The organism is Arthrobacter ruber (assembly GCF_002954225.1).
GTDB classification, from domain to species: Bacteria; Actinomycetota; Actinomycetes; order Actinomycetales; family Micrococcaceae; genus Arthrobacter_D; species Arthrobacter_D ruber.
In genome coordinates, this window is sequence record NZ_PPTH01000018.1 from 516,134 (window position 1) to 538,831 (window position 22,698).

At 69.7% G+C, this 22,698-nt stretch carries 26 protein-coding genes; 12 read left to right on the top strand and 14 right to left on the bottom strand.

The genetic code is table 11. From position 1 onward, the window contains the following. Positions 1 to 2 precede the first annotated feature (2 nt). Positions 3 to 1,295, bottom strand: coding sequence for an ABC transporter substrate-binding protein (locus CI785_RS16315; protein ID WP_105033113.1), 1,293 nt, complete (start codon positions 1,293 to 1,295; stop codon positions 3 to 5). Between the two features lie 453 nt (positions 1,296 to 1,748). On the opposite strand from CI785_RS16315, the gene CI785_RS16320 reads away from it, so the two are divergent. Genes CI785_RS16320 through CI785_RS16340 form a run of 5 tightly spaced genes read left to right on the top strand, consistent with a single transcriptional unit; the run spans position 1,749 to position 6,145 of the window. After that, complete coding sequence (locus CI785_RS16320) at positions 1,749 to 2,174, top strand: PaaI family thioesterase (RefSeq protein WP_105033114.1); 426 nt, start codon at positions 1,749 to 1,751, stop codon at positions 2,172 to 2,174. A gap of 2 nt (positions 2,175 to 2,176) precedes the next feature. Next, positions 2,177 to 3,067 carry an SGNH/GDSL hydrolase family protein gene (locus CI785_RS16325; RefSeq protein ID WP_105033115.1) on the top strand — a complete coding sequence of 297 codons (891 nt, stop codon included), beginning with the start codon at positions 2,177 to 2,179 and terminating at the stop codon, positions 3,065 to 3,067. A 56-nt stretch (positions 3,068 to 3,123) separates the two neighbouring features. Next, a complete protein-coding gene (locus CI785_RS16330; RefSeq protein ID WP_105033116.1) occupies positions 3,124 to 4,077 on the top strand; it encodes a 1,4-dihydroxy-2-naphthoyl-CoA synthase in 954 nt (317 codons plus the stop codon). Between the two features lie 7 nt (positions 4,078 to 4,084). Next, positions 4,085 to 5,215 (top strand): AMP-binding protein, encoded by a 1,131-nt coding sequence (locus CI785_RS16335; protein WP_105033117.1) that lies wholly within the window; start codon positions 4,085 to 4,087, stop codon positions 5,213 to 5,215. 45 nt (positions 5,216 to 5,260) lie between these two features. Further along, entirely contained in the window at positions 5,261 to 6,145 is an 885-nt protein-coding gene (locus CI785_RS16340) for a 1,4-dihydroxy-2-naphthoate polyprenyltransferase (protein WP_105033118.1), read from the top strand. A 20-nt stretch (positions 6,146 to 6,165) separates the two neighbouring features. Here CI785_RS16340 and CI785_RS16345 read toward each other — a convergent pair whose 3' ends face one another. Beyond that, positions 6,166 to 6,471, bottom strand: a complete 306-nt coding sequence (locus CI785_RS16345) for a DUF4229 domain-containing protein (RefSeq protein WP_105033119.1) — start codon at positions 6,469 to 6,471, stop codon at positions 6,166 to 6,168. Between the two features lie 30 nt (positions 6,472 to 6,501). Between CI785_RS16345 and CI785_RS16350 the strand changes: the two genes are divergently transcribed. Further along, entirely contained in the window at positions 6,502 to 6,945 is a 444-nt protein-coding gene (locus CI785_RS16350; protein WP_105033120.1) for a PLD nuclease N-terminal domain-containing protein, read from the top strand. A gap of 108 nt (positions 6,946 to 7,053) precedes the next feature. On the opposite strand, the gene ccsB is transcribed toward CI785_RS16350, so the two are convergent. The 5 genes from ccsB to CI785_RS16375 all read right to left on the bottom strand — a co-directional run bounded on the left by ccsB (position 7,054) and on the right by CI785_RS16375 (position 12,027). Beyond that, positions 7,054 to 8,076: a c-type cytochrome biogenesis protein CcsB gene (ccsB, locus tag CI785_RS16355; protein ID WP_105033121.1), complete on the bottom strand. Its 1,023-nt coding sequence runs from the start codon at positions 8,074 to 8,076 to the stop codon at positions 7,054 to 7,056. Then, positions 8,076 to 9,851, bottom strand: a complete 1,776-nt coding sequence (resB, locus tag CI785_RS16360; RefSeq protein ID WP_105033122.1) for a cytochrome c biogenesis protein ResB — start codon at positions 9,849 to 9,851, stop codon at positions 8,076 to 8,078. The genes ccsB and resB overlap by 1 nt, the downstream gene beginning before the upstream one ends. A gap of 13 nt (positions 9,852 to 9,864) precedes the next feature. Beyond that, entirely contained in the window at positions 9,865 to 10,581 is a 717-nt protein-coding gene (locus tag CI785_RS16365) for a cytochrome c biogenesis CcdA family protein (protein ID WP_240615276.1), read from the bottom strand. 117 nt (positions 10,582 to 10,698) lie between these two features. Beyond that, a complete protein-coding gene (locus CI785_RS16370) occupies positions 10,699 to 11,262 on the bottom strand; it encodes a TlpA family protein disulfide reductase (RefSeq protein WP_105033249.1) in 564 nt (187 codons plus the stop codon). Between the two features lie 90 nt (positions 11,263 to 11,352). Further along, entirely contained in the window at positions 11,353 to 12,027 is a 675-nt protein-coding gene (locus CI785_RS16375; protein WP_105033124.1) for a histidine phosphatase family protein, read from the bottom strand. Between the two features lie 157 nt (positions 12,028 to 12,184). Between CI785_RS16375 and CI785_RS16380 the strand changes: the two genes are divergently transcribed. After that, positions 12,185 to 12,742, top strand: coding sequence for a YceI family protein (locus tag CI785_RS16380; RefSeq protein ID WP_105033125.1), 558 nt, complete (start codon positions 12,185 to 12,187; stop codon positions 12,740 to 12,742). A 212-nt stretch (positions 12,743 to 12,954) separates the two neighbouring features. Next, positions 12,955 to 13,590, top strand: a complete 636-nt coding sequence (locus CI785_RS16385) for a hypothetical protein (protein ID WP_105033126.1) — start codon at positions 12,955 to 12,957, stop codon at positions 13,588 to 13,590. Positions 13,591 to 13,608: 18 nt separating this feature from the next. On the opposite strand, the gene CI785_RS16390 is transcribed toward CI785_RS16385, so the two are convergent. Together CI785_RS16390 and CI785_RS16395 are read right to left on the bottom strand one after the other, a co-directional pair. Further along, positions 13,609 to 14,295: a redox-sensing transcriptional repressor Rex gene (locus CI785_RS16390; protein WP_240615250.1), complete on the bottom strand. Its 687-nt coding sequence runs from the start codon at positions 14,293 to 14,295 to the stop codon at positions 13,609 to 13,611. 155 nt (positions 14,296 to 14,450) lie between these two features. Further along, positions 14,451 to 14,723: a glutaredoxin family protein gene (locus CI785_RS16395; protein ID WP_420808259.1), complete on the bottom strand. Its 273-nt coding sequence runs from the start codon at positions 14,721 to 14,723 to the stop codon at positions 14,451 to 14,453. 60 nt (positions 14,724 to 14,783) lie between these two features. On the opposite strand from CI785_RS16395, the gene CI785_RS16400 reads away from it, so the two are divergent. Further along, positions 14,784 to 15,596, top strand: coding sequence for an HAD family hydrolase (locus CI785_RS16400; RefSeq protein WP_105033129.1), 813 nt, complete (start codon positions 14,784 to 14,786; stop codon positions 15,594 to 15,596). A 102-nt stretch (positions 15,597 to 15,698) separates the two neighbouring features. On the opposite strand, the gene CI785_RS16405 is transcribed toward CI785_RS16400, so the two are convergent. From CI785_RS16405 to CI785_RS16420, 4 genes are all read right to left on the bottom strand, one after another. Next, entirely contained in the window at positions 15,699 to 15,797 is a 99-nt protein-coding gene (locus tag CI785_RS16405; protein WP_003792170.1) for a 30S ribosomal protein bS22, read from the bottom strand. 195 nt (positions 15,798 to 15,992) lie between these two features. Then, positions 15,993 to 16,205 carry a helix-turn-helix domain-containing protein gene (locus CI785_RS16410; RefSeq protein ID WP_105033130.1) on the bottom strand — a complete coding sequence of 71 codons (213 nt, stop codon included), beginning with the start codon at positions 16,203 to 16,205 and terminating at the stop codon, positions 15,993 to 15,995. 187 nt (positions 16,206 to 16,392) lie between these two features. After that, complete coding sequence (locus tag CI785_RS16415) at positions 16,393 to 16,920, bottom strand: ArsR/SmtB family transcription factor (RefSeq protein ID WP_105033131.1); 528 nt, start codon at positions 16,918 to 16,920, stop codon at positions 16,393 to 16,395. 53 nt (positions 16,921 to 16,973) lie between these two features. Continuing rightward, complete coding sequence (locus CI785_RS16420; protein WP_240615251.1) at positions 16,974 to 18,176, bottom strand: acetoin utilization protein AcuC; 1,203 nt, start codon at positions 18,174 to 18,176, stop codon at positions 16,974 to 16,976. Positions 18,177 to 18,304: 128 nt separating this feature from the next. Between CI785_RS16420 and CI785_RS16425 the strand changes: the two genes are divergently transcribed. Genes CI785_RS16425 through CI785_RS16435 form a run of 3 tightly spaced genes read left to right on the top strand, consistent with a single transcriptional unit; the run spans position 18,305 to position 21,720 of the window. Next, positions 18,305 to 19,717, top strand: coding sequence for a TrkH family potassium uptake protein (locus CI785_RS16425; RefSeq protein WP_105033132.1), 1,413 nt, complete (start codon positions 18,305 to 18,307; stop codon positions 19,715 to 19,717). Next, positions 19,710 to 20,378 carry a potassium channel family protein gene (locus tag CI785_RS16430; protein ID WP_105033133.1) on the top strand — a complete coding sequence of 223 codons (669 nt, stop codon included), beginning with the start codon at positions 19,710 to 19,712 and terminating at the stop codon, positions 20,376 to 20,378. The genes CI785_RS16425 and CI785_RS16430 overlap by 8 nt, the downstream gene beginning before the upstream one ends. 52 nt (positions 20,379 to 20,430) lie before the next feature. Further along, positions 20,431 to 21,720 (top strand): glycosyltransferase 87 family protein, encoded by a 1,290-nt coding sequence (locus CI785_RS16435; protein WP_157940306.1) that lies wholly within the window; start codon positions 20,431 to 20,433, stop codon positions 21,718 to 21,720. Here the strand turns inward: CI785_RS16435 and proC are convergent. Continuing rightward, the gene (proC, locus tag CI785_RS16440; RefSeq protein WP_105033135.1) at positions 21,686 to 22,543 is read right to left on the bottom strand and encodes a pyrroline-5-carboxylate reductase; all 858 of its coding nucleotides are present in this window, start codon (positions 22,541 to 22,543) and stop codon (positions 21,686 to 21,688) included. The genes CI785_RS16435 and proC overlap by 35 nt on opposite strands. Positions 22,544 to 22,698: the final 155 nt, after the last annotated feature.

Here is a 22,698-nt window from a genome sequence, read left to right on the forward strand (position 1 = left end):
GGCTACAGAGCGCCTACAGCGGTGACGAACTTCTCCCAGGAGGAGGCGGGGTCGTCGGTCTTGTCGACGTCGACGCGGGTCAGCGCCTGCTGCATGGCGTCGTTGATGGGGAAGTACTTGGGACCCTTGAACGGCCGGATGTCGATCGCGTTGGCGCGATTGGCGAGAATCTCACCGGTCGGGGCGTCGTTGAAGAACGCATTGGTCTGGCCCAGCAGCGTTTCGCTCTCGAGTGCGTCGACCTGGCTGGGGAACGTCCCCTTCGACTCGAAGGCCTTGATCTGCTGCTCCGGGGCGGTGAGCCACTCGGCGAGCTTCTTGGCCTCGGCCTGGTTGGCGCCCTGAGCGGGGACGGTCAGGTAGGAGCCGCCCCAGTTGCCGCCGCCGCCGGGGAAGACATCGGCGATGTCCCAGCCCTCGACGCCCTCGGCGTTGCCCTCGATGATGCCGAGCATCCAGCCCGGGCAGAGCTTCGTCGCGAAGGCGTCCGACTGGAAGCTGGCCACCCAGTCGTCCTCCCACTGCGTCAGGTGCGCGGAGAGGCCGTCGGTGACGGAGGCTTGCAGGACCTGCTCGTAGATGTCCTTGACCTCGGAGTTCTCCGTGGCGATGACCGTGCCCTCGTTGTCCTCGTACGCGTTCTCGACCTGGTTGATCATGCCCTGGTAGGTGGCTCCGGCGGAGTCGAACCATGCCGTGCCGCCACTCGCCGCGACGAACTTCTTGCCGGCGTCGAAGTAGTCCTGCCAGGAGCCGTCGAGCATGTCGGCGACGGACTCGCGGTCGCTCGGGAGCCCGGCCTTCTCGAACAGGTCGGCGCGGTAGCACACGGCCTGCGGTCCGGCATCGGTACCGTAGCCGATCAGCTGACCGTCCTCGGTGGTGGCGGCCTCGGTCTTCCAGTCGAGCCAGCGCCCCTCCACGGCGGGATCGCTGAGGTCCGCGAACTGGTCGGAGTACTGGAGCAGCTCCGGCAGCCAGTCCATTTCGATGCCCTCGATGTCCGAGAGACCGGAGCCGGCGGCGAGCCTCGTGGTGAGGTTGTCACGGGCCTCGTTGGAGGTCGCGGCCTTCTTGTGCTCGATCGTGACGTTGGGGTTGAGCTCCTCGTATTCCTTGAAGAGCTCCTCGTAGCCGAATTCGTTGAACGTGCCGACCGACAGGGTGACGTCCTCGGTGCCGGTCTCGCCTTCGACGCCGGCGTTGTCCGAACCGCCGGAGCCGCAGGCGGTGAGAGCCAGGGCGAGGCATGCCGCCGCGGCGGAAAGTGCGGTGATACGTGCTCTGCTGTGCACGGGTGACTCCTTTGTCAGGTTGGATCCCGCCGCCGTGTGCAGCGGGTTCTGGGTGGTACTTCCTGGAGCACTGTGTCCGGACGGGACGCGGGCCGGGCCCTCGACGGGGTCGGTTCCAGGATCGGAGTGGCGTCGATGGACCCGGGAAGCACCCCGGGCCCACCGCCGATAGGAGGTGGTCACAGCCCGAGGCCGGATTCCCACCGGCGGATCACTTCCGGTGGGAGCGCTCTCACGCTGTCGGTCCATCCTGATTGTGACATGGCGCACTGTCAAGTGAGAGCGCTTCCACAGGCGCGCCCATCCTGTGCCTTCGGGCGTTTCCGCAGGTCAGGCGGCCATCCGGAGACCGCGCGTGATCCGATTGTTATGCCGCGCCAGGTCAGCGGGGCGCCCGGTGCACCGCTAGAGTGGCGGACGACACCCTCGTCCCCAGCCAGGAGTACCCGCACGATGACGCACGAGCCATCTACCCCGTGGACCATCACGCTCGGAGAGCTGGACGAGAAGATGGGCGTGACCATCCTGGAGCAGTCGGTCGAGCGGGTGGTCGCGACCATGCCGGTGGCCGGCAACCGCCAGTCCTTCGGGCTCCTGCACGGTGGCGCCTCCCTCGCGGTGGGCGAGGCCGTCGGTTCGTGGGCCGCCGTGATCCATGCCTCGACGCTCGGGAAGACGGCGGTGGGGGTGGACGTCTCGGCGACCCACCACAAGGGCGCCCGGGAGGGGACGGTCACCATCACGGCGACCCCCATCCACCTGGGCCGCACCCTCACCACCCACGAGGTGCTCCTCACCGACGAGGCCGGGCAGCGGCTGTGCACCCTGCGCATCACCAACCTGCTCCTCGACAAACAGGCTCATCGGCGTACCGTTTAGCCATGAGTCCGATGAAGCACTCCAGCATGAGGAACGGCGCCCGTCTTGCCGCCGTCGCCGCGACCGTCGCCGCACTGCTCGGCGGTGCAGCCGGACCGGTAGCAGCCCACCCCAAGGATCCCGTCTCCTACGTCGCGCTCGGCGACTCCTATGCCTCCGGATTCGGTGCGGGCTCCTACCAGAACGCCTGCGGGCAGTCGCCCCTCGGCCTGCCCGGCCTCCTCGACGCCAAGCGGAAGGTGGAGCTGGTCGCCAACGCCACCTGCGCCGGCGCCAAGGTGGCGACGGAGGCCGGCGGCGCCGTCGACCTGCCGGAGCAGGTCGGTCAGGTCGACGATCTGCTGTCCTCGGATACCGATCTGGTCACCATCTCGGCAGGCGGCAACGATGCCGGCTTCGCCGAACTGGCGGCGGTGTGCGCCACCCAGCTCCCGGAGGTCTGCGCACAGGCGATCGCGGCGACGAACACCACGACGCTGCCCGCCCTGGCCGGGAACCTCGACATCCTCTACGGGCAGATCCGCGCCGAGGCACCGGACGCCACCGTCGTCGTCACCGGCTACCCGCACCTGTTCTCGCCCGAGTTCGGGAACGAGGTCATCTTCTCCTCTCCCGATTCCGGGGACGTGGTCTTCCCCCTGGCCTCGCAGGTGGCGTTCAATGTCGGTACGGACGCCCTCAACACCCTCATCCGAACCCGCGCCGAGGCATACGGCTTCGTGTTCGTGGACGTGGTGCCGGCCTTCGACGCACACGGCCTCGGCTCGCCCCGCCCGTGGATCACCTTCCAGCCCGGCGCCGCCGACAACCTGCACCCCACAGCCAGGGGCTACCGCTCCGGGTACTACCCCGCGGTCCGCAGCGCCGTCGCCCTCTCCAGGCTCGACCACTAGGCCCGGCCGACGCGACGCGAGCCGCCCGGTCCTGGCCGCGCGGCTAGACTCGACGGGTGACTTCAGAGCTCCCCGCCAAGGTATCCGACATCTTCGATCCCAGCCGCTGGCGCATCGTCACGGGCTTCGAGGACTTCACGGACCTGACGTACCACCGCCAGGTGGACCGCGACGCCGACGGCACCGTGGTGCGCGACCTCCCCACGGTACGCATCGCCTTCGACCGTCCCGAGGTACGCAACGCGTTCCGCCCCGGCACGGTCGACGAACTCTACCGGGCCCTCGACCACGCCCGCATGAGCCCCGACGTCGCCACGGTCCTCCTCACCGGCAACGGCCCCAGCCCCCGTGACGGCGGCCATTCCTTCTGCTCCGGCGGCGACCAGCGCATCCGCGGCCGGGACGGCTACCGGTACGCCGAGGGTGAGACCCGGGAGACCATCGACCCGGCGCGGGCCGGGCGCCTGCACATCCTCGAGGTCCAGCGGCTCATCCGCACCATGCCCAAGGTGGTCATCGCCGTCGTCAACGGCTGGGCCGCCGGCGGCGGACACAGCCTGCACGTCGTCGCGGACCTGACCATCGCCTCCGCGCAGCACGGCCGGTTCAAGCAGACCGACGCCACGGTGGGCAGCTTCGACGCCGGGTACGGCTCGGCGCTGCTGGCCCGTCAGATCGGGCAGAAGAAGGCACGGGAGATCTTCTTCCTGGCACGCGAGTACTCCGCGCAGGACATGGTGGAGATGGGCGCGGTGAACGAGGCCGTGGACCATGCAGCGCTGGAGGAGACGGCGCTCGCCTACGCGGCGGATATCGCCCGCCAGAGCCCCCAGGCGATCCGCATGCTGAAGTTCGCCTTCAACCTCGCTGACGACGGCCTGGCCGGACAGCAGGTTTTCGCGGGCGAGGCGACACGCCTGGCCTACATGACGGACGAGGCGGTGGAGGGCAAGGAGGCGTTCCTCGAGAAGCGCGCCCCCGACTGGTCCTCGTTCCCCTACTACTTCTAGGAGCGGCGTGGAACTCCTGCCCGTCCATACGCCCGACGGCTTCGACCCGCTCGGACTGCTGAAGCCCCTCGCCGCAGCCCTCGCGGGTGAAGGCCCCGCCGTCGCACCCCACGTGCTGCCGGACCAGTCCTTCGACGGCGCGCTGCCCAACGACGAGATCGCCGCCGTGATCAGCACCTCCGGTTCCACGGGGGTCCCGAAGCAGACGATGCTCAGCGTCGACGCCCTCGCCGCGTCCGCCATGGGAACCGCGTTCGCGCTCAAGGCCGAGGGCCAGTGGCTCCTGACGCTCCCCGTGCACTACGTCGCCGGATTCCAGGTGCTCGTGCGGTCCCTGTTCGCCGGGACGCAGCCCTGGGTCATGGACACCACCGGGGGTTTCACGCCCGCCGCCTTCACCGAGGCCGCGGCGGAACTGACGGACCGGGTGCGCCTCACCTCCCTGGTCCCCACGCAGCTCCACCGGCTGCTGGCCGATCCGGTGCCGGAGACCCTCCGGGTGCTGCGCCGCTTCGACGCGATCCTCCTCGGAGGTGCACCGGCCGGCGCCACCCTGCGGGCCCTCGCGCGCAGCCAGGACCTGAAGGTCGTCGAGACCTACGGCATGAGCGAGACCTGCGGCGGATGCGTCTACGACGGCACTCCGCTGGACGGCGTCGAACTCCGCTCGGTGGACGGACGGCTGCGCATCGGCGGGGCGGTGCTGGCCGACGGCTACTTCGACGCCCCGGGGCTCACCGAGGAGAAGTTCGTCTTCAATTCGGGTGAGCGCTGGTTCGTCACCGACGACGCCGGCGACGTCGCCTCCGACGGGTCGGTCACCGTCCACGGACGGCTCGACGACGTCATCGTCACCGGTGCCCTGAAGGTCTCGGCGCGGCGTGTGTCCGATGTCATCGAAGCGCTGCCGGGCGTGGAGCAGGCCCTCGTGCTCGGTATCCCGAGCCCGGAGTGGGGCTCCGCCGTGGCCGCGGCCGTCGTGGGTGACGTCGACGCCGAGGTCGTCCGGCAGGCCGTCCATGTGGAACTGGGCGCGCACGCCGTCCCGAAGGCCATCGTGACCCTCGACGCCCTCCCCCTCCTGCCGGGCGGCAAGCCCGACCGCCTCACCATCTCCACGCTGCTCGAACGCGCCTAGGCGTCCCGTTCGATCTCCGCCCGACCCGACGAAAAGGACCCCTCAGTGGCGACTGCCGCCCAGTGGCTCGAAGGAGCCCGCCCCCGCACGCTGCCCATGGCCTTCGCCCCCGTGATCATCGGCAGTGCGGCCGCCTTCGGGCTCGGCTCGTTCCGGCCGCTCAACGCGGTGCTCGCGGGGACCGTCTCGGTGCTGCTGCAGGTCGGCGTGAATTACGCGAACGACTACTCGGACGGCATCCGCGGCACGGACAACGAGCGTGTGGGTCCGCTGCGCCTGACGGGGTCCGGGGCGGCCCGGCCGCAGCAGGTGAAGAACGCGGCGTTCGCCTGCTTCGGCCTCGCCGTGCTCGCCGGCCTGGCGCTGATCGTGCTGTCGCAGGCCTGGGTGCTGCTGCTGGTGGGCGTGGGCTGCATCGCCGCCGCGTGGGGATACACCGGAGGCAAGAACCCCTACGGGTATCTCGGACTCGGCGACCTGTTCGTGTTCGTGTTCTTCGGGCTCGTCGCCACGCTGGGAACCACCTTCACGCAGGCGGACCGGCTCAGTGGAGCCGCCTGGATCGGCGCGATCAGTACGGGCCTGATCGCCACGGCGCTGCTGATAGCCAACAACGTGCGCGACATCCCCACGGACTCCGCGGTGGGCAAGCGGACCCTCGCGGTACGGCTCGGCGACACCCCCGCGCGGATCAGCTACGTCATGATGCTCGCCGCGGCCATCCTGCTGCCGCTGTTCCTGAGCTACGACTACCCCTGGATGCTGCTCGTCCTGCTGCTCGTCCCGGCGTGCATCATGCCGAGCCGGCTGATGCTCCAGGGCACACAGCGCAGGAGCCTGATCCCGGTGCTGAAGCAGACGGGTCTGATCAGTCTGGCGTTTAGCGTCCTGTTCACGGCGGGAATCGTGGTGACGACACTCCGGGCCTGAACGAGGACCTCAGGGTCCGCTCAGGCCGCGTCGCGGCGCGGCTTGCGGTCGGCGTTCACCGGTGTATTGGGGTCCAAAGCGTCCTCGGCGGCGGCGTCGTCGAGCTCCACAGCGGTGCGGACGGGTGGAGCGCCCGGCGTGAGGCGGCGCTGCAGGGTCGTCGCGGCGGCATCGCGGAGGTCCCGGGCGAAGAGGTACGTCACGCACCATGCGAGAATCGCAGCGACCACCGCGGACAGGAAGAGTCCGAGGCCCAGCAGCACGCATGCAACGTAGAAGACGATGATCAGCAGCAGGCGCAGGGCAGTGAATTTGAGGAAGGCCACTCTCCAAGTTTACTCGCCTACAATTGGCGCATGCCCCGCCTCCTGCTCATAGCCGCGATCCTGGGGGTCGCCGTCGTCATCTACGCGTTGATCGATTGCGTCATGAGCCGAAAACACGAAGTACGGAGCATCTCCAAGACCGCGTGGTTCGTCACCATCCTCGTCCTGCCGCTCATCGGTGCGGGAATGTGGTTCCTGTTCGGCCGTCCGCGCAAGCAGGGACCGTCGGGCCCGCGGCGGCCCGCACCCCGGAAGCCCACCGCGCCCGACGACGATCCCGCCTTTCTGCAGAATCTCGAGGCCCAGCGCTGGCAGAGGGCCCGCGAGGAGGAGCGGCGTCGGCGCGAGCAGGAGCAGAAGGAACGCGAGGCGAAGGCCCGCGAGACCGGCAAGAACCCTCCTGTGCGGGACGACAAGCACGACGGCGAGGGAGACGACGCCGGCCCCGGACCCACGGGCGCCCACCACCCCTGACGGCTCGGGACCGGCCTGCGCCGGGCCCACGCGTGCCGGTGCATTCCCCCGGACATCGAAGAGCCCCGCGGCGGCTGCCGCGGGGCTCTTCCGTCCGGTCGGGAGGACTCAGCCTGCGTAGCTGTGCAGTCCCGAGAAGTAGATGTTCACGATCGTGAAGTTGAAGACGATGCAGAGGTAGCCGACGATCGACAGCCACGCTGCGCGCGTCCCCGTCCAGCCGCGGGTGGCGCGGGCGTGGAGGTAGCCGGCGTAGACGGTCCAGATGACGAAGGTCCATACCTCCTTGGTGTCCCAGCCCCAGTAGCGGCCCCAGGCCTGCTCGGCCCAGATCGCACCCGCCATGAGGGTGAAGGTCCAGCCCACGAAGGCGATGGCGTTCAGGCGGTAGGACAGGTTCTCGAGGCTGAGGGCGGACGGCACCAGGCGGAGGAACTTGGCGGTGTCGGCCTTGCCCGCCAGGAGCTTGGCCTCGCGGGAGGTCTGCAGGAGCTGCAGCACCGACATCGCGAACGTGATGGTGAACATCGCCGAGGACGCGACGGCGATGGAGACGTGGACCACCAGCCAGTAGCTCTGCAGGGCCGGGATCAGGTTGGCGACGGGCGTCGGGAAACCGACGGTCGCGGCACAGAGCATGATGACCACGAGTCCCACCACGAAGGACCCGACGAAGCGCAGGTCCTTGCGGGTGAGCGTGACGAGGAAGATGACGGCGACGAGGAAGGCGCCCGTGGTGCAGAACTCGTACATGTTGCCCCACGGCACGCGGTGGGCGGCGACGCCGCGGGTGACCACGGCGGTGCCGTGGATCAGCGCTGCCAGGACCGTCAGCGCGACGGCGATCCGCGCCCGTCCGCGGCGGGGCCCTGCCCCGTAGTCCATGGAGTCGTCGGCCGTGGCGGGCACGGTGGCGGCCGACGTCGACCCTGTTCCGCGCGCCCCGACGCCCGCGAGAGTGCGCGCGGGCGCATCGGCCCGGGCGAGGCGCGTCTCGAGCGTGCTGATGGTCGTGCTCGACTTCACGAGGTCGAGGACGAAGAACACGAGGGCCACCATGTAGGCGATGGAGGCCAGCAGCATGAACAGCTCACTGGCCTGCCCGAGCTCGGCGTTGACTGGTACTGGCATCAGTTGTCCTTTGCGTTGTGGTGCGACTGCCCCGAGCCGGCTGCCGACGACGCGGCCTCCTGCTCCCTATGGTCCCCCGTGGTGCCGGACGCGACCAACCAGTGGTCCGCCAGCAGTTTCCCGACGGCCTGGCCCTCGGCGGCGAGCCGGTGGTCCTCGCCGCGTGCCAGCAGGCCGTACTCCAGCATGATGCGCCCGTCGGGGTGCTCACCGGTCCGCACCCACAGCCTGCGGCGCCCGATGAACAGGGACGCGGTGAGGCCGAGGAGCGCGAGCGTGGAGAACACGAGGGCTCCCACTTCGCCCGGGTCGTGGTGGATGTCGAGGGCGACGTAGCGCTTGAGCCCGTCGAAGGTGATCGAACCCTTGCCCTCGGGCAGGTCGTAGGTCTGGCCGACGCCGAGCACGATCCCGCCGGCGTCGTTGTTCCGGCTGTTCAGCTCGGTCAGGTTCTCCGTGTCGAGGACGTAGACGTTCTCCGGGGTGCCGTCGTCCAGACCGAGGTCCCCGTAGTAGGAGTTGAGGTTGAGCTGCGGGTTGAACGGGTCCGGGTCCCGCGAGAAGGACACACCGTCCTCGTCGACGAAGGCCGTGGGGAGGAAGAACCCCACGAAGCCGAGCTGCTCCGGCCGGGCGTCGGGCGCCTTGATGACGATCAGGGACGTGTAGAGGCCGTCGGACGGGACCGACACCACAGGCCCCTGCGACGCGACATTGCCCTCGCCATCGCGCACCGTCACGACGGGCGCGTACCCGTTGCCGACGAGGTAAACGTTGGTCCCGCCGATGCTGAGCGGCTCGTTGACCTTGAGGACCTGCTGCTCCTCGTCCCGGCCCGGGCCGTCCTGCGTGGTGAGCTCGGCGGTGAAGTCCAGCGGCTGGCCGTAGTGGCTCTCCTGCTCGCGGTCGAAGCGGACGTCGAAGGAGTCGAGGCGGAGGGAGTAGGGCTCGAGCCGGTCGTCGGAGAAGTTGGACCCCGGACTGAAGCTGTCGTAACCGATGAGGGTGTTGACGAAGCTGTCGCCCTCCACGACGACCTTCTGACCGTTGTAGCCGAACAGCCCGCCGACGGCCACCGAGACGAGCACCCCGATCAGTGAGGTGTGGAAGACGAGGTTCCCGAGCTCCTTGGCGAGGCCGCGCTCGGCGCCGACCGACGGGCGGTCGGTCCCGGCGTCGCGCACGTCGACGCGGTAGCCGCGCTTCTTCAGCAGCACCGCGGCCTGCTCGGCGGCGGACGACGGCGTCAGTCCGGCCTCCCGCGCGCGATCCGCGGGCACCTCGAGCGTGCCGTAGACGGGCAGGCGGGAGAGCCGCCTGGGCGTGCGCGGCGGCTTCGAGCGGACCGCCCTGAAGTGCGCGATCGCGCGGGGAACCACGCAGCCGATCAGCGAGACGAAGAGCAGGAGGTAGATGGCCGAGAACCACACCGACGAGTAGACGTCGAAGAGCTGGAACCAGTCGAGCACGGGCCCGGTGTCCGGGTTGTCCTGGAGGTACTGCGTGACGACGGCGGGGTTCGCGGGCCGCTGCGGGAACAGCGAGCCCGGAACAGCCGCGACGGCGAGCAGCAGGAGCAGGAACAGCGCTGTCCGCATGCTCGTCAGCTGCGTCCAGGCCCAGCGCAGCGTGCCGAAGAACCCGAGCGAGGGCAGGACGACGTCGGACGCGGCACCCGCGGCGCCCGCCCTGTCCCTCGTGTCCTGCGAGACGTCCTGCTTCACTGTGCCCTTCCCCTCGATGACGATCCGTCGTGGCGTGATGCGGCCCCGCATGCCATGGTGCGTGTCATATCGGCAGCACCACGGTGCCGATCAGCAGATCCTGCAGCTGCGTGATCAGCAGGTTCCAGACGCCGCTCACCATGAGCACGCCGACGAGCACCAGCATGCCGCCTCCTGCCCGCTGCAGCAGGAGCCGGTGCCGTCGGAAGAAGGCGAGCGCCCCCATCCCGCGGCGCACGCCGAGCGCGATCAGCAGGAACGGCAGGCCGAGGCCCAGGCAGTAGACGAAGGTCAGCACGGCGCCCTTGAGCGCCGTCGCGTCGTCACCGGAGATCGCCAGCAGCTGGACCGCGCCGAGCGTCGGGCCGATGCAGGGCGCCCAGCCGAGGCCGAAGGTGACGCCGAGCAGTGGGGCGCCCAGGAGTCCTGCCGGAACCCTGGCGTGCACCCGGCTCTCCCGCTGGAACCAGGAGAGGCCGCCCATGAAGACGACGCCCAGCAGGATCACGACGACGCCGAACACCTGGATGAGCCATCCCTGCGAGACGCGCAGGAAGGATCCGAGCTGCCCGAACAGCGTGCCGTAGGCCATGAACACCGCCGAGAACCCGAGGACGAACAGGCCGATGCCGGCCACCATGCGCCCCCTCCTCTGCTTCTCGAGGTCCACGCCGGTCAGCCCGGTGACGTACCCGAGGTAGCCGGGCACCAGTGGCAGGACGCAGGGCGAGGCGAAGGACACCAGGCCGGCCAGCAGGGCGACCGGCAGGGCGAGGAGCATCGAGCCGTTGAGGACGGTGTCGGCGAAGCCGTTCCCGGCGGCGAGTGGCACGGATGCGATGAGCGATCCTGCCTGCGGGGCGGCCAGGAGGCTCATGGGCGGGGCGCGGCCGACGCGCTACTCGGCGAGGGCATCGCTGATCAGGGCCTTGAGTGTGCCGCGGTCCGCGAGCCCGAGGATCCGCGCGGAGACCCGTCCCTCGCGGTCGAGGACGATCGTCGTGGGGACCGCCTGCGGTGGCACGTACTGCGTCATGTCGAGCAGCACCCGGCCGTCCTTGTCGTCGAAGCTGGCGTAGGGGATGTCGAAGCTGCGCTCGAACGCCTCGGCGGTCGCACGCTCGTCCCGGATGTTCACGCCGTAGAAGGCGGCGCCCTGCGGCTCGTACTCGTCATGGAGCGAGACGAGGTCGGGCGCCTCCTCACGGCACGGGGCACAGGAGGCGTACCAGAAGTTGAGGACGGTGACCTGGCCCTTCCAGTCGGCGCTGGAGACGGACGTGCCGTCGAACAGCGCACCGGAGACCTCGACCGGCTCTCCCCTCTCGGCGTACTCGGTGACTGATCCGTCGCCCGCGATGTAGTTCTTGCCGTCGCCCGCGGCGGCCTGCTGCGCGAGGGGGTCCTCGGCGGCGCAGGACGTGACTCCGAGGGAGACCGGCACGGTGAAGGCCAGCGCCATGCCCAGCTTGAGCAGGAACCGGCGCTTCGGGGGACGGTTGCTTGGTGTCACGGCTTCTTCCGTTGATTTCTACGTCGTGTAGTAATTCTATTACGCCCCGGGGACATTCGCCGCACCGGGCAGCAGATCGGCACACGGCTCGACGTAGCTCACACGCTGGATCGTGTCGCCCACGAACTCGAGCGACGTGATGGAGGTGAGGGTGCATTCGCGCTGACGGGGGTCGTGCCACAGGCGCCTGTTCTCCGCGGCGAGCCGCGTGACCCAGATCGGGAGCTGGTGACTGACGAGGATGGCTTCCGCGGGCCGGTCCGGGGCATCCCCGGCCAGCTCGATGGCCTGCCGGCGTGCATCCTGCACTCCTGCGAGGACGCGCTCGGCCTGCCGGGTGTAGGGCTCTCCCCACGAGGGCCGGAATGGGTTGACGAGGAGAGGCCAGTAGCGGGGCTGGCGGAGCCTGCTCCGGATCCGCGACATGCCCTCGAAGCGGTTCTCCGCCTCGATGATGCGCTCGTCGGTGATGATGCCGAGACCGAGCGCGTCCGCGACGGGCTGCGCGGTCTCCTGGGCACGGGTGAGCGGGGACGCCACGAGGTGCACGATATTGGCGCCGTCGTCCCGCCGCCGTTCGAAGTGGTCGGCCATCTGGGCGGCCATGCGGCGCCCCAGCTCGGAGAGATGGAACTCGGGAAGCCGTCCGTAGAGGACGCCGTCGGGGTTGTGGACCTCACCGTGGCGCACCAGGTGGACGGTTGATCGCTGCATCCTCCCAGTTTCCCGCATGCGCGTCCGCGAGGGCGAATCGCCCGGATTCCTTCCGCTGAGGGCGTTCAGTTGAACCTTTGAGGAAAGTGTGGAATAAAACATGCATACGCATGCTTATCTATCCCGTACCGACCGCCCAGCCTCACAGGAGTTCATCATGACCGTTCCCTCAAGCCTCACCACCGGCACCTGGTCCTTCGATCCCGCACACAGCGAGGTCGGGTTCAGCGTCCGCCACGCCGGCATCAGCAAGGTGCGCGGCGCCTTCCGCGACGTCGACGCCTCCCTCACCGTAGGGTCCTCCCTCGAGGATTCCAGCATCTCGGCGACCATCCGGACCGCATCCTTCACCTCCGGCGACGAGAACCGCGACGCCCACGTCAAGGGCGCGGACTTCTTCGACGTCGAGGAGTTCCCCGAGATGACGTTCGTGTCCACCTCGCACGAGGGCTCGGGCGAGACCTACCGGATCAACGGTGACCTCACCATCCGCGGCATCACCCGCCCCGTGGTCCTCGACGCCGAGTTCAACGGCGTGGCAGTGGACCCCTTCGGCGCCACCCGCGCCGGCGTCTCCGCCTCGACGAGCATCTCCCGCAAGGACTTCGGCCTCACCTGGAACGCAGCCCTCGAAGCCGGCGGCGTCCTCGTGGGCGACAAGGTGACCATCACGATCGACGCGGCATTCGTGGCACCTGCCGCCGTCGCTGCCTGATCCGTCCCACACCGACATGAGGCGGCCCCGCGCCGCCCGTTCCACGCCCTGGCCGGCGCCGTCCTCCCGACGGCGCCGGCCGTCTGCGTCGAGCCCTGTTGTCTCCGGTGGCCGACGAACTTAGTCTTGCAGCGACCCCATCCACGCTGGGCGCGTCCATGGGGGCACCGGCGGAAGGATGACCGAATGAGAGCGCAACGGAGGACGCCGCGATGAGCACGCCACAGGACAACCCGGGAACCGGACAGAACGACGGCCGGGGATGGAACCCGCCCGGCGCGGACGGGAGCAGCCAGCCGAGCCCGTACAGCCAGCAGAGCCCCTACGGCTACCAGGCGGCTCAGCCCTCGGGCTATGCCTATCCCACGTCGGCCGGCGCTGCCGGACCCGTGGAGAAGGGGCCGGCACCCAAGGAGGTCATGAGGGCCTACTACCTGATCCTGGCTGCGGGCGTGCTCTACCTGCTGTCCTCGCTCATCTCCGCCCTGACCACCGAGGTGCCCGACGTGGCCGGCGGGTCGTTCGGCCTGGGGCTGACGGTGGTCTTCGCCGTCCTCTTCGCTGCCGTCTACGTGGTCCTCGCGATCTTCATCCGCAAGGGCCAGAACTGGGCGCGCATCACCGCGACCGTGCTCGCCGCGCTGAACGTGGTGATCACGCTCGGCACCCTGCTCCTGCTGCCGCTCGCGAGTCAGGCGGCCGCGGCCGGCGGACAGACGATGCCCGAGACACCGGCGCTGTCGATGGCGCTCAGCGTGCTCGTGATGCTGGTCGGGGCCGCCGGCGTCGTGATGACCTACCTCAAGCCCGCGCGGCCCTACTTCGCGCCGCAGAGGCTCGGGTACTGAGCCGGGCGGCCGCGCTTCCTACTGGGCGCGGGAGATCGGACCGAGGTCCGGCTCCTGCGCCCTCTGCGCGTGGTAGGCGAGGATCTGCAGCTCCGTGGACATGTCCACCTTGCGCAGCTGGACGTGCGGCGGTACCTGCAGCACCACGGGCGCGAAGCTGAGGATGCTCGAGATGCCGGCGGCCACGAGCCTGTCGCACAGTTCCTGCGCCACGGACCCGGGCACCGAGAGGACCGCCATATTGGTCCGCGTCCGCTCCAGCACCGCTTCCAGCTCGCTGATCGCACTGACCCGCAGGTACCCGACCTCGGTGCCGACGACCAGCTGGTCCGCGTCGAAGAGCGCCACGATCTCGAATCCCCGCGACACGAACCCCGAGTACCCTGCGAGCGCGCGGCCGAGGTTGCCCGCACCGATGATGGCCACGCGCCAGTCGAGGGTCAGTCCGAGCGCGATCGAGATCTGCCGGTTGAGGACCTGGACGTCGTAGCCGACTCCGCGCGTGCCGTAGGACCCGAGGTAGGAGAGGTCCTTCCGCAGCATCGGCGAGTTCACGCCGGCGGCGTCCGCCAGCTCCTCGGAGGACACGCGTTCGGTCCCCTCGGCAAGGAGGGAGTTGAGTGCCCTCAGGTAGATGGTGAGGCGGGCCACCGACGCGGGCGGGATGTGGCGTGCCCCGTCACCCACGGGGCGTAGGCCTGGCATGTCCGGCGTTGTCACTGTCATCGGCTCCGTCGCTAGCGCCACCGTCCGCGATGGACGGGCGGATACTCCGGACCTCGTCGTCGGGGCGGGAGTATCACCACTGTATGCCGACGGCGCGGGGCCACCAAGCCGGTGAAGCGGCGCCCGCCCAGGGCTCAGCCGCCCGGCGGCCGCGACAGGAGCCGACGCAGCCTGGCCTCGTCGATGGACCAGAAATCGCGCTGCACGCCGTCGATGAACAGGACGGGCAACTCCTCGGCGAACCGCACCCCCAGCGCGGGCGCCTGGGTGACCGACAGCTCCTGCCAGCCCACCCCGACATCGGCTGTCACACGCGCGACGACGATCCGTGCGTCCTCGCAGAGGTGGCACTCGGGGCGGGTCAGGAGCACGACGCCCGGACCCGGCATCTCGGCGGGTGATTCCATGCTCCCACCGTACTGCCGCGCCGCAGCGGGGGCCCGGGGGCGAACAACTACACTCGGAACATGCCGGACGCCGCCCGGGGCACGCAGCCCCTCCCAGAGCCGCCGGTACCGTCACAGGGCGAAGCGGCGTTCTTCGACGTCGACAACACACTGATGCGTGGCGCGAGCCTGTTCCACGTGGCCCGCAAGATGTACCAGCGGAGGGCGTTCACCCTGCGGTTCGCCGCCGGCCTCGCGTGGAAGCAGCTGCGGTTCATCATGCGCGGCGAGACCATGACGGACGTCAACTCGGTGCGGGACGCGGCGCTCGCCTTCGCGATCGGCATCGCCCACGAGGACATCCTGGCGCTCGGTGAGGAGGTCTACGACGAGATGATCGCGTCGAAGATCTGGCCCGGCGCCCGCGCCCTGGCCGAGCAGCACCTCTCCTCCGGCCGCCAGGTCTGGCTCGTGACGGGAACGCCGGTGGAGGTGGCGGGCGTCATCTCCAGCCGCCTCGGGCTGACCGGCGCCCTCGGCACGGTGGGCGAGGTCGCGGAGGGCCTCTACACGGGCAAGCTGGTGGGCGAATTCCTGCACGGGCCCGCCAAGGCCGCCGCCGTGCTGGAACTCGCGGAACGCGAGGACCTCGACCTCGCACGCTGCTGGGGCTACAGCGACTCCTACAACGACATCCCCCTGCTGACCGTCGTCGGCCACCCCGTGGCCATCAACCCCGACAACAGGCTCCGACGCCACGCGCGGGCCAACAACTGGCCGGTCTACGACTTCCGCAGCGGCCGCCGCGCGGCGACGTTCGGGCTGCGCGCGGCCACCGTCGCCGGCTCCATCTACGGGCTGTGGCGCGGCTTCTCACGGTTCAGGAGCCGCTGACGGGCCGGCAGCCGCCCACCCCGGGAACGACGACGGCCCGGCTCCCCTGCCACGAGGGCGGAGATCCGGGCCGGTCGGCTCCGGCGTGACGCCGGATGCTGGCTACTTCTTGTTGCGGCGCTGGTGGCGCGTCTTGCGAAGCAGCTTGCGGTGCTTCTTCTTGGCCATACGCTTGCGGCGCTTCTTGATAACTGAACCCATAGAGTCCTCACAGACTGTCGTGGTGCCAGCACGGACCACGGCCGGAAGCCGGAGACCCGCACTGGTGGCGAATGGCGTGTGCCTGCTGGCAGTTGCCCGGATGATGCAATAAGTCGAGCGGGCGAGAAGCCCGCCCAAAACGCTCCTTAACAGGGTACATCCGTTTGGAGAACGGACCGGACGGCCACCAGCGGCTCAAGCGCTCTCCGTCTGGCCGTCCACCTGGGCGTTGCGGAGGAACTCGCCCACGGCGGATCCCGGGACGCGGTAGGAGCGGCCGAACTGAACGGCCGGCAGGTCCCCGGCGTGGACGAGCCGGTACACGGTCATCTTCGACACGCGCAGGAGATCGGCCACTTCCGCGACCGTCAGGAACTGCACATCCGAGAAGTTGTTCCCGTCCGCCATCACACCACTTTTCCTTCACATGGGGGCCAGCGCTTCACCCGACCGGCATCGAGGAGCGTACCCCTCGAGCGACCGCTCGGCGTGTCGCCTTGTGGCACGGGGATGATCCGCCTAAGGATCCACTGTAGTGGCTGATGTTATCCAAGTGAAAGAGACGGGCAGCCCGTGCATCTCCGCATCAGGACTGCTACGAGGAGGGGTCGCGACGGCGCCGCAACTGCGAGAGCAGGTCCGCGGCCCGCTCGGCCGCCCGGCCCATGGTCCTGCCGATGGGGGGCCTCGGGGCGTCGACCCCGGCGGGTTCCGGTGCCACGAGGATCTCGGTGGCCAGCACCTCGGCTTCCGCCGCGTCCGGATCCGCCGCCGCGATCGCCTCGGACACCGTCTCCAGCGCCGATCCGGCCCGGTCCTGCTGCCCTGTGTCGGGAACTCCCGGGGCGGGACCGGATGAACCCTCCGCGTCGAATCCGGCGAGCCACTCGCGCACGTGGCCGAGGGGTGCGGTGTCCAGCGAGTAGTAGCGCTTCTGGCCCTGGGCCCTCATCGTCACCAGTCCCGCCTCACGCAGGACCTTGAGGTGCTTGGACACCGTCGGCTGGCTCACCTGCAGCTCGATCACGAGCTCCCCCACCGCCCTGTCGCCGTCACGCAGGGTCCTGAGGATCTGCCTGCGCGTGCCTTCGGCGATGACGGCGAATACATCATCGATTCCCATCCGCCCACCCTAGCGATATATACGCCCGACGGCATCATGCGTCGGAAGGCGGGTCAGTCGAACCAGGGGTCGAGGCCGTGCAGCGGGAAGACCGCTTTCCGCGTGGCCATCACGGTGCGGTCCAGGTCGTCGTTCGGGTCGTAGCCGACCTCCCAGGAACGCCACCAGGTGTCCGCCCCGTCACCCATGAGGCCCGGGGTGTCCACGCCGTGCCGCTCGAGCACGTACTCCCGCCAGGCGGCGGGGACCGGGGTCCTCGGTCCGGTCGCCGCTTCGGCCGCGACAGCCACGAGCAGGGCCCAGGAGCGCGGCACCACGCTGGTGAGGGCGTACCCGCCGCCGCCGGTGGCGATCCATCGTCCTCCGCAGAGGCGGTCCGCGAGCTCCCGCACGCCCAGCATCATCGCGTGCTGGGCGTCGACGCTGACCCGCAGGTTGGTGAGGGGATCCTCGCGGTGGGAGTCGCACCCGTGCTGGCTCACGATGACGTCCGGCGCGAAGGCCTCCGCCAGCTGCGGCACGACGGCGTGGAACGCCCTCAGGACCGCCGCATCCCCGGACAGCGTGGGCAGGGCGACATTCACCGCATACCCCTCGGCGCCGGGCCCCCCGGTCTCGTTGGCGAACCCCGTCCCGGGGAAGAGACTCATGCCCGTCTCGTGCAGGGAGATGGTGAGGACGCGGCGGTCGTCCCAGAAGATGCTCTGCGTACCGTCTCCGTGATGGGCGTCGACGTCGACGTAGAGGACCCGCTGCGCACCGCGGTCGAGCAGACGCTGGATCGAGGCCGCCGTGTCGTTGTAGATGCAGAACCCACTGGCCCGCGACCGGGCGGCATGGTGCATCCCCCCGCCGAAGTTGACCGCCCGCACGGCCGTGCCCTGCAGCAGCGCCTCGGCAGCGGCGAGCGAGCCGCCCGCGAGGCGGGCACTGGCCTCGTGCATGCCGGCGAACGCCGGGTTGTCCTCGGTGCCGAGACCCTTGGCTGCATCGGAGGCGTCCGGGTTGCTGCTCACGTGCCGCACCGCGCTGATGTAGTCCGCGCTGTGGACCGTCGCCAGCTCCTCGTCGGAGGCGACGAACGGAGGGGCGACCGCCACCTGCCGGAGATCGAGCAGGCCGCACTCGCGCATGAGCCGGGCCGTGAGATGCAGTCTCTCCGGGTTCATGGGGTGCTGGCCGCCGAAGTCGTAGGACAGCATGGATTCGTCCCAGACGACCTGGAGGGGAACCGCGGACCCGGAGTGCGTAGACATTGCAGCAAGGCTACGCGATGGGCGATATTCCGGTGTCGCGCACCGGGAGAGTGCTTTACTACTGCAGGAAGTATTTTTTTCGGCCCGCTTCGGCGGAAGGACCAGCAAACGGGGCAGAGCGGGCGTCAATGCTAAGTCAACAGCCACGGTGGCTGAAGGACGATCGGAACGGATACGTCAGGCTGCTGGCCTCGATCCGGGACTTCATCGACTCCTTCGCGAACAGCTCACCCGCACGCCTCGCCCTCCTCATCTTCACCGCCGTCATCCTCGTCTTCACGGTGCTGCTGAGCCTGCCCGTGGCGTCCAGCGACCGGCAGGTCACACCCCTGCACGACGCCTTCTTCACCGCGGTGTCGGCGGTGTGCGTCACGGGCCTCACCGTCGTGTCCACCGCCACGCACTGGTCCTTCTTCGGCCAGCTGGTGATCCTGCTCGGCATCTTCATCGGCGGACTGGGCACCCTGACCCTCGCCTCCCTCCTCGCGCTGATCGTGAGCAAGCGGCTCGGCGTGCGCGGCAAACTGCTGGCCCAGGAAGCGCTGAACAACGCCAGCCGCCTCGGCGAGATCGGCACGCTCCTGCGGATCGTCATCACCACGTCGGTGCTGATCGAGATCGTCCTCGCCGTCGTCCTGATACCCCGGTTCATGATCCTCGGGGAACCCTGGTGGCAGGCGCTCTGGCACGGCATCTTCTACTCCATCTCCGCCTTCAACAACGCCGGTTTCACCCCCCACAGCGATGGCCTGGTGCCCTACGAGACGGACCTGTGGATCCTGACCCCGCTCATGGCCGGGGTGTTCCTGGGCAGCCTCGGCTTCCCGGTGATCATGGTCCTCGTCCAGGTGCGCCACCGCTTCAGCAAGTGGACGCTGCACGCCAAGCTCACGGTGTCGGTGTCGCTGATCCTCCTGGTGGCCGGGACCTTCGCCTGGGGCTTCCTCGAGTGGGAGAACGACCGCACCATCGCGAACCTCGGCGTCGTCGACAAGTCCATCCATGCCCTCTTCGCCTCGGTCATGACCCGCTCCGGCGGGTTCAACCTCGTGGACCAGAACGACATGACGACGACGACGATGCTCCTGACGGACGCCCTCATGTTCGCAGGCGGGGGTTCCGCCTCCACCGCCGGCGGGATCAAGGTGACCACCATCGCCGTCATGTTCCTCGCCATCGTGGCCGAGGCCCGCGGCGACGCGGACGTCCGCGCGTGGGGCCGGACCATCCCCTCCGGGGTGATGCGCGTGGCCATCTCGGTCATCTTCATGGGCGCCACGCTCGTCCTGATCGGCAGCGGCCTGCTGCTGCGCATGACGGACGAGCCGCTCGACAAGGTGGTGTTCGAGGTCATCTCCGCCTTCGCGACCTGCGGCCTCAGTACCAACCTCAGCGCGGAACTGCCGCCGGAGGGCAAGTACGTCCTGTCCGCCCTGATGTTCGCAGGGCGCATGGGCACCATCACCCTCGCCTCGGCCCTCGCGCTGAGGCAACGCAGCACGCTCTACCGCTACCCAGACGAGAGGCCGATCATTGGCTGAAAGACCCGCCCACAACGCACCCGTCCTCGTGATCGGCCTCGGCCGCTTCGGCGCGGCCACCGCCGAACAGCTCGTGCGGCAGGGCCGCGAAGTGCTCGCCATCGAGCGGGACCCGCAGCTCGTGCAGAAATTCGCAGGCATCCTCACCCACGTGGTCGAGGCCGATGCGACGAACCTCGACTCGCTCCGCCAGCTCGGCGCCCAGGAGTTCTCGGCCGCCGTCGTGGGAGTGGGCACCTCGATCGAGTCCAGTGTGCTGATCACGGCAAACCTCGTGGACCTCGGCATCGACCACCTCTGGGTCAAGGCCATCACGCCCTCCCACGGCAAGATCCTCAAGCGCATCGGCGCCAACCACGTGATCTACCCCGAGGCCGACGCCGGGCAGCGCGCCGCTCACCTCGTGGGCGGCCGGATGCTGGACTTCATCGAGTTCGACGACGGCTTCGCGATCGTGAAGATGTACCCGCCCAAGGAGACCCAGGGCTTCACCCTCGCGGAGTCCTCCGTGCGTTCCAAGTACGGCGTCACGGTGGTCGGCGTGAAGTCGCCGGGCGAGGACTTCACCTACGCGCGTCCCGACACCAAGGTGTCCGGCCGCGACATGCTGATCGTCTCCGGACACGTGGACCTGCTCGAGCGCTTTGCCGGCCGGCCCTGACGTGCCCGGTGCGGACCTCCGGCGGGCGACGGGGACGAGCACGTCCGGGGGGATGCGCCGACGCGTATCCCTCGGAGGCGCGCCGACGACGGCGCAGCGCCGTCGCGGACCCCTCGGCGCGATGGCAGCGGTGGGCGGTGCCCTCGTGCTCGCCGTCGTCGTCCTCGCGGCGCAGATCCACGGGCTCGACCTCGCGGTGTACCGCGAGGGCGCGCTGGCGCTGCTCGGGCTGGCCGGGGACAAGGAGCTGTACGACGACGCGCTCGTGCAGACGGACACCCGCGGGCTGCCGTTCACGTACCCGCCGTTCGCCGCGATCCTCTTCGTGCCGCTCGCGCTGCTCCCGGAGGCGGTAGCCCTCGGGATCGTCACGGCGCTCTCGTGCGCCTGCCTCGTCGGGGTGGCCGTCGTCGTCGTGCGGTACCTGCGGTCCGCCGGCCCCGGCGCACAGGGGAACACCGCTCCACGCAGTGCCTGGGGCATGCCTGTCGCGGTCCTGGCGGCGATGCTGCTGATCGGCATCAGCGGGCCGTGGCGGGAGGGCCTCGGCTTCGGCCAGGTCAATGCGCTGCTGATGGTGCTGATCCTCGCCGACCTGCTCCGCTCCACCCGCCTGCCCTCTGGAGTCCTGATCGGCGTCGCCGCGGGCATCAAGCTCACGCCGCTCGCCTTCGGCCTCGTGTTCCTCGCGCGGCGCGACTGGCGCTCGCTCGCGTGGATGGCGGCGTCGTTCGCCTCGACGGTCGCCCTCGGGTGGCTCCTAGCGCCCCGCGAGTCGGTGGTCTTCTGGCTGGATGCCCTGTTCGACGCCTCCCGGGTAGGAGCGACGGCGGACCTCTACAACGTGTCGCTGAACTCGATCGTCGCCCAGTCCGGGCTGCCCGAGACCCTCCAGGGGCCCGCCTGGCTGCTCGCGTCCCTGGGCGTCGTGGCCGTGGGCTACCTCGCCATCCGCCGCGCGGACCGCGAGGGCGACTCCCTGCGTGCCGTCACGGCCAACGCCGTCGTGATGCTCGCGATCTCGCCCATCTCGTGGTTCCACCACTGGGTGTGGATCGCCCTCCTCTTCCCGGTCGGCCACGTCTTCGCCCGATCCCGGAGGGGACCCCGCCGCGCCCTGAGCCGGGCGCTGCTCGGTGCCCTCGTCCCCGTGATGATGTTCTCCTCGATCACCGTCACCCTGACGCTCACGGGCACGGTCTCGGGCGAGGGTCCGCTGCCGCTGCGGCTGTTCACGGGTCTCGGCGTGGTCCTGCCGGTCGCGCTGCTGACGGTCTGGGCCCTGCCGGTCCGGTCCGCACAGCCCGTCAGGACTGCGACGGTTCCGCGAGCTCGCGCGTGATCGCGGCGGCCCTCGCCGTCGCGGCCCGTGCGCCGTCGGCGACGACACGCGTCAGGCCTCGCGCCTCGAAGGTCTCGATGGCCGCCTGGGTGGTGCCGTTGGGGCTCGTGACGGCCCGTCGGAGGCCTGCGGCGTCGGCGCCGTCCTCGGCGAGCATGAAGCCCGCTCCCGCGACGGTCTCCCGGGCGATGAGCGTGGAGAGATCGGCATCGAGGCCCAGCTCGACGCCGGCGGCGGCCATGGCCTCGGCCAGGTAGAACGCGTACGCAGGGCCGGAACCGCTGACGGCCGAGAGGGCGTCCACCTGGTCCTCGGGGATCTCGACGACCGTGCCTGCGGGCCGCAGGAGGTCACGGGCCTGCGCCATGAGCTCCGGGCCGGCGGCGGATCCGGCCGAGATGGACAGCACGCCCCTGCCCAGCCTCGAGGGCGTGTTGGGCATCGAGCGGATGACGGGCTGGCCCGCGGGCAGCGCGGCCTCGATCATGGCGATGGACACGGCGGCGGCGACGCTCACGACGACGGCGGACGGCTGCAGGCCCGGCGCGATCTCCCGGGCGAGCGGGACGATGCCCACGGGCTTCACGCCCAGCACGACGACGTCTGCCTCCCGCACCGCCGAGGTGTTCGCGGCGTCGTCGTCGGACGTGGCGCGTGCGTCCACCCCGTACCGCTCCCTCAGTTCGGCGGCCCGTTCGCTCCGGCGCACGGTGGCGGTGACCTGCGCAGGGTCGAGACCGGCGGTCAGCAGCCCGGCGAGGATGGATTCGTTCATGGATCCGCACCCGAGGAAGGCGATGCGCTGTGTGGCGTGGAGGGTCATGGCTTCATCCTGCCACGGGCACTTCCAGCCTTCTCCCAGCATCCTCGGTGTTGCCGCACAAGCAGGAGCCCTAGGGTTGAGAACACCTCATAAGGGTGCGAGTGAGGCCGGAATTCCTGATCCGGTCCGGCGCCGGTGGCACCAGATGATCCCCC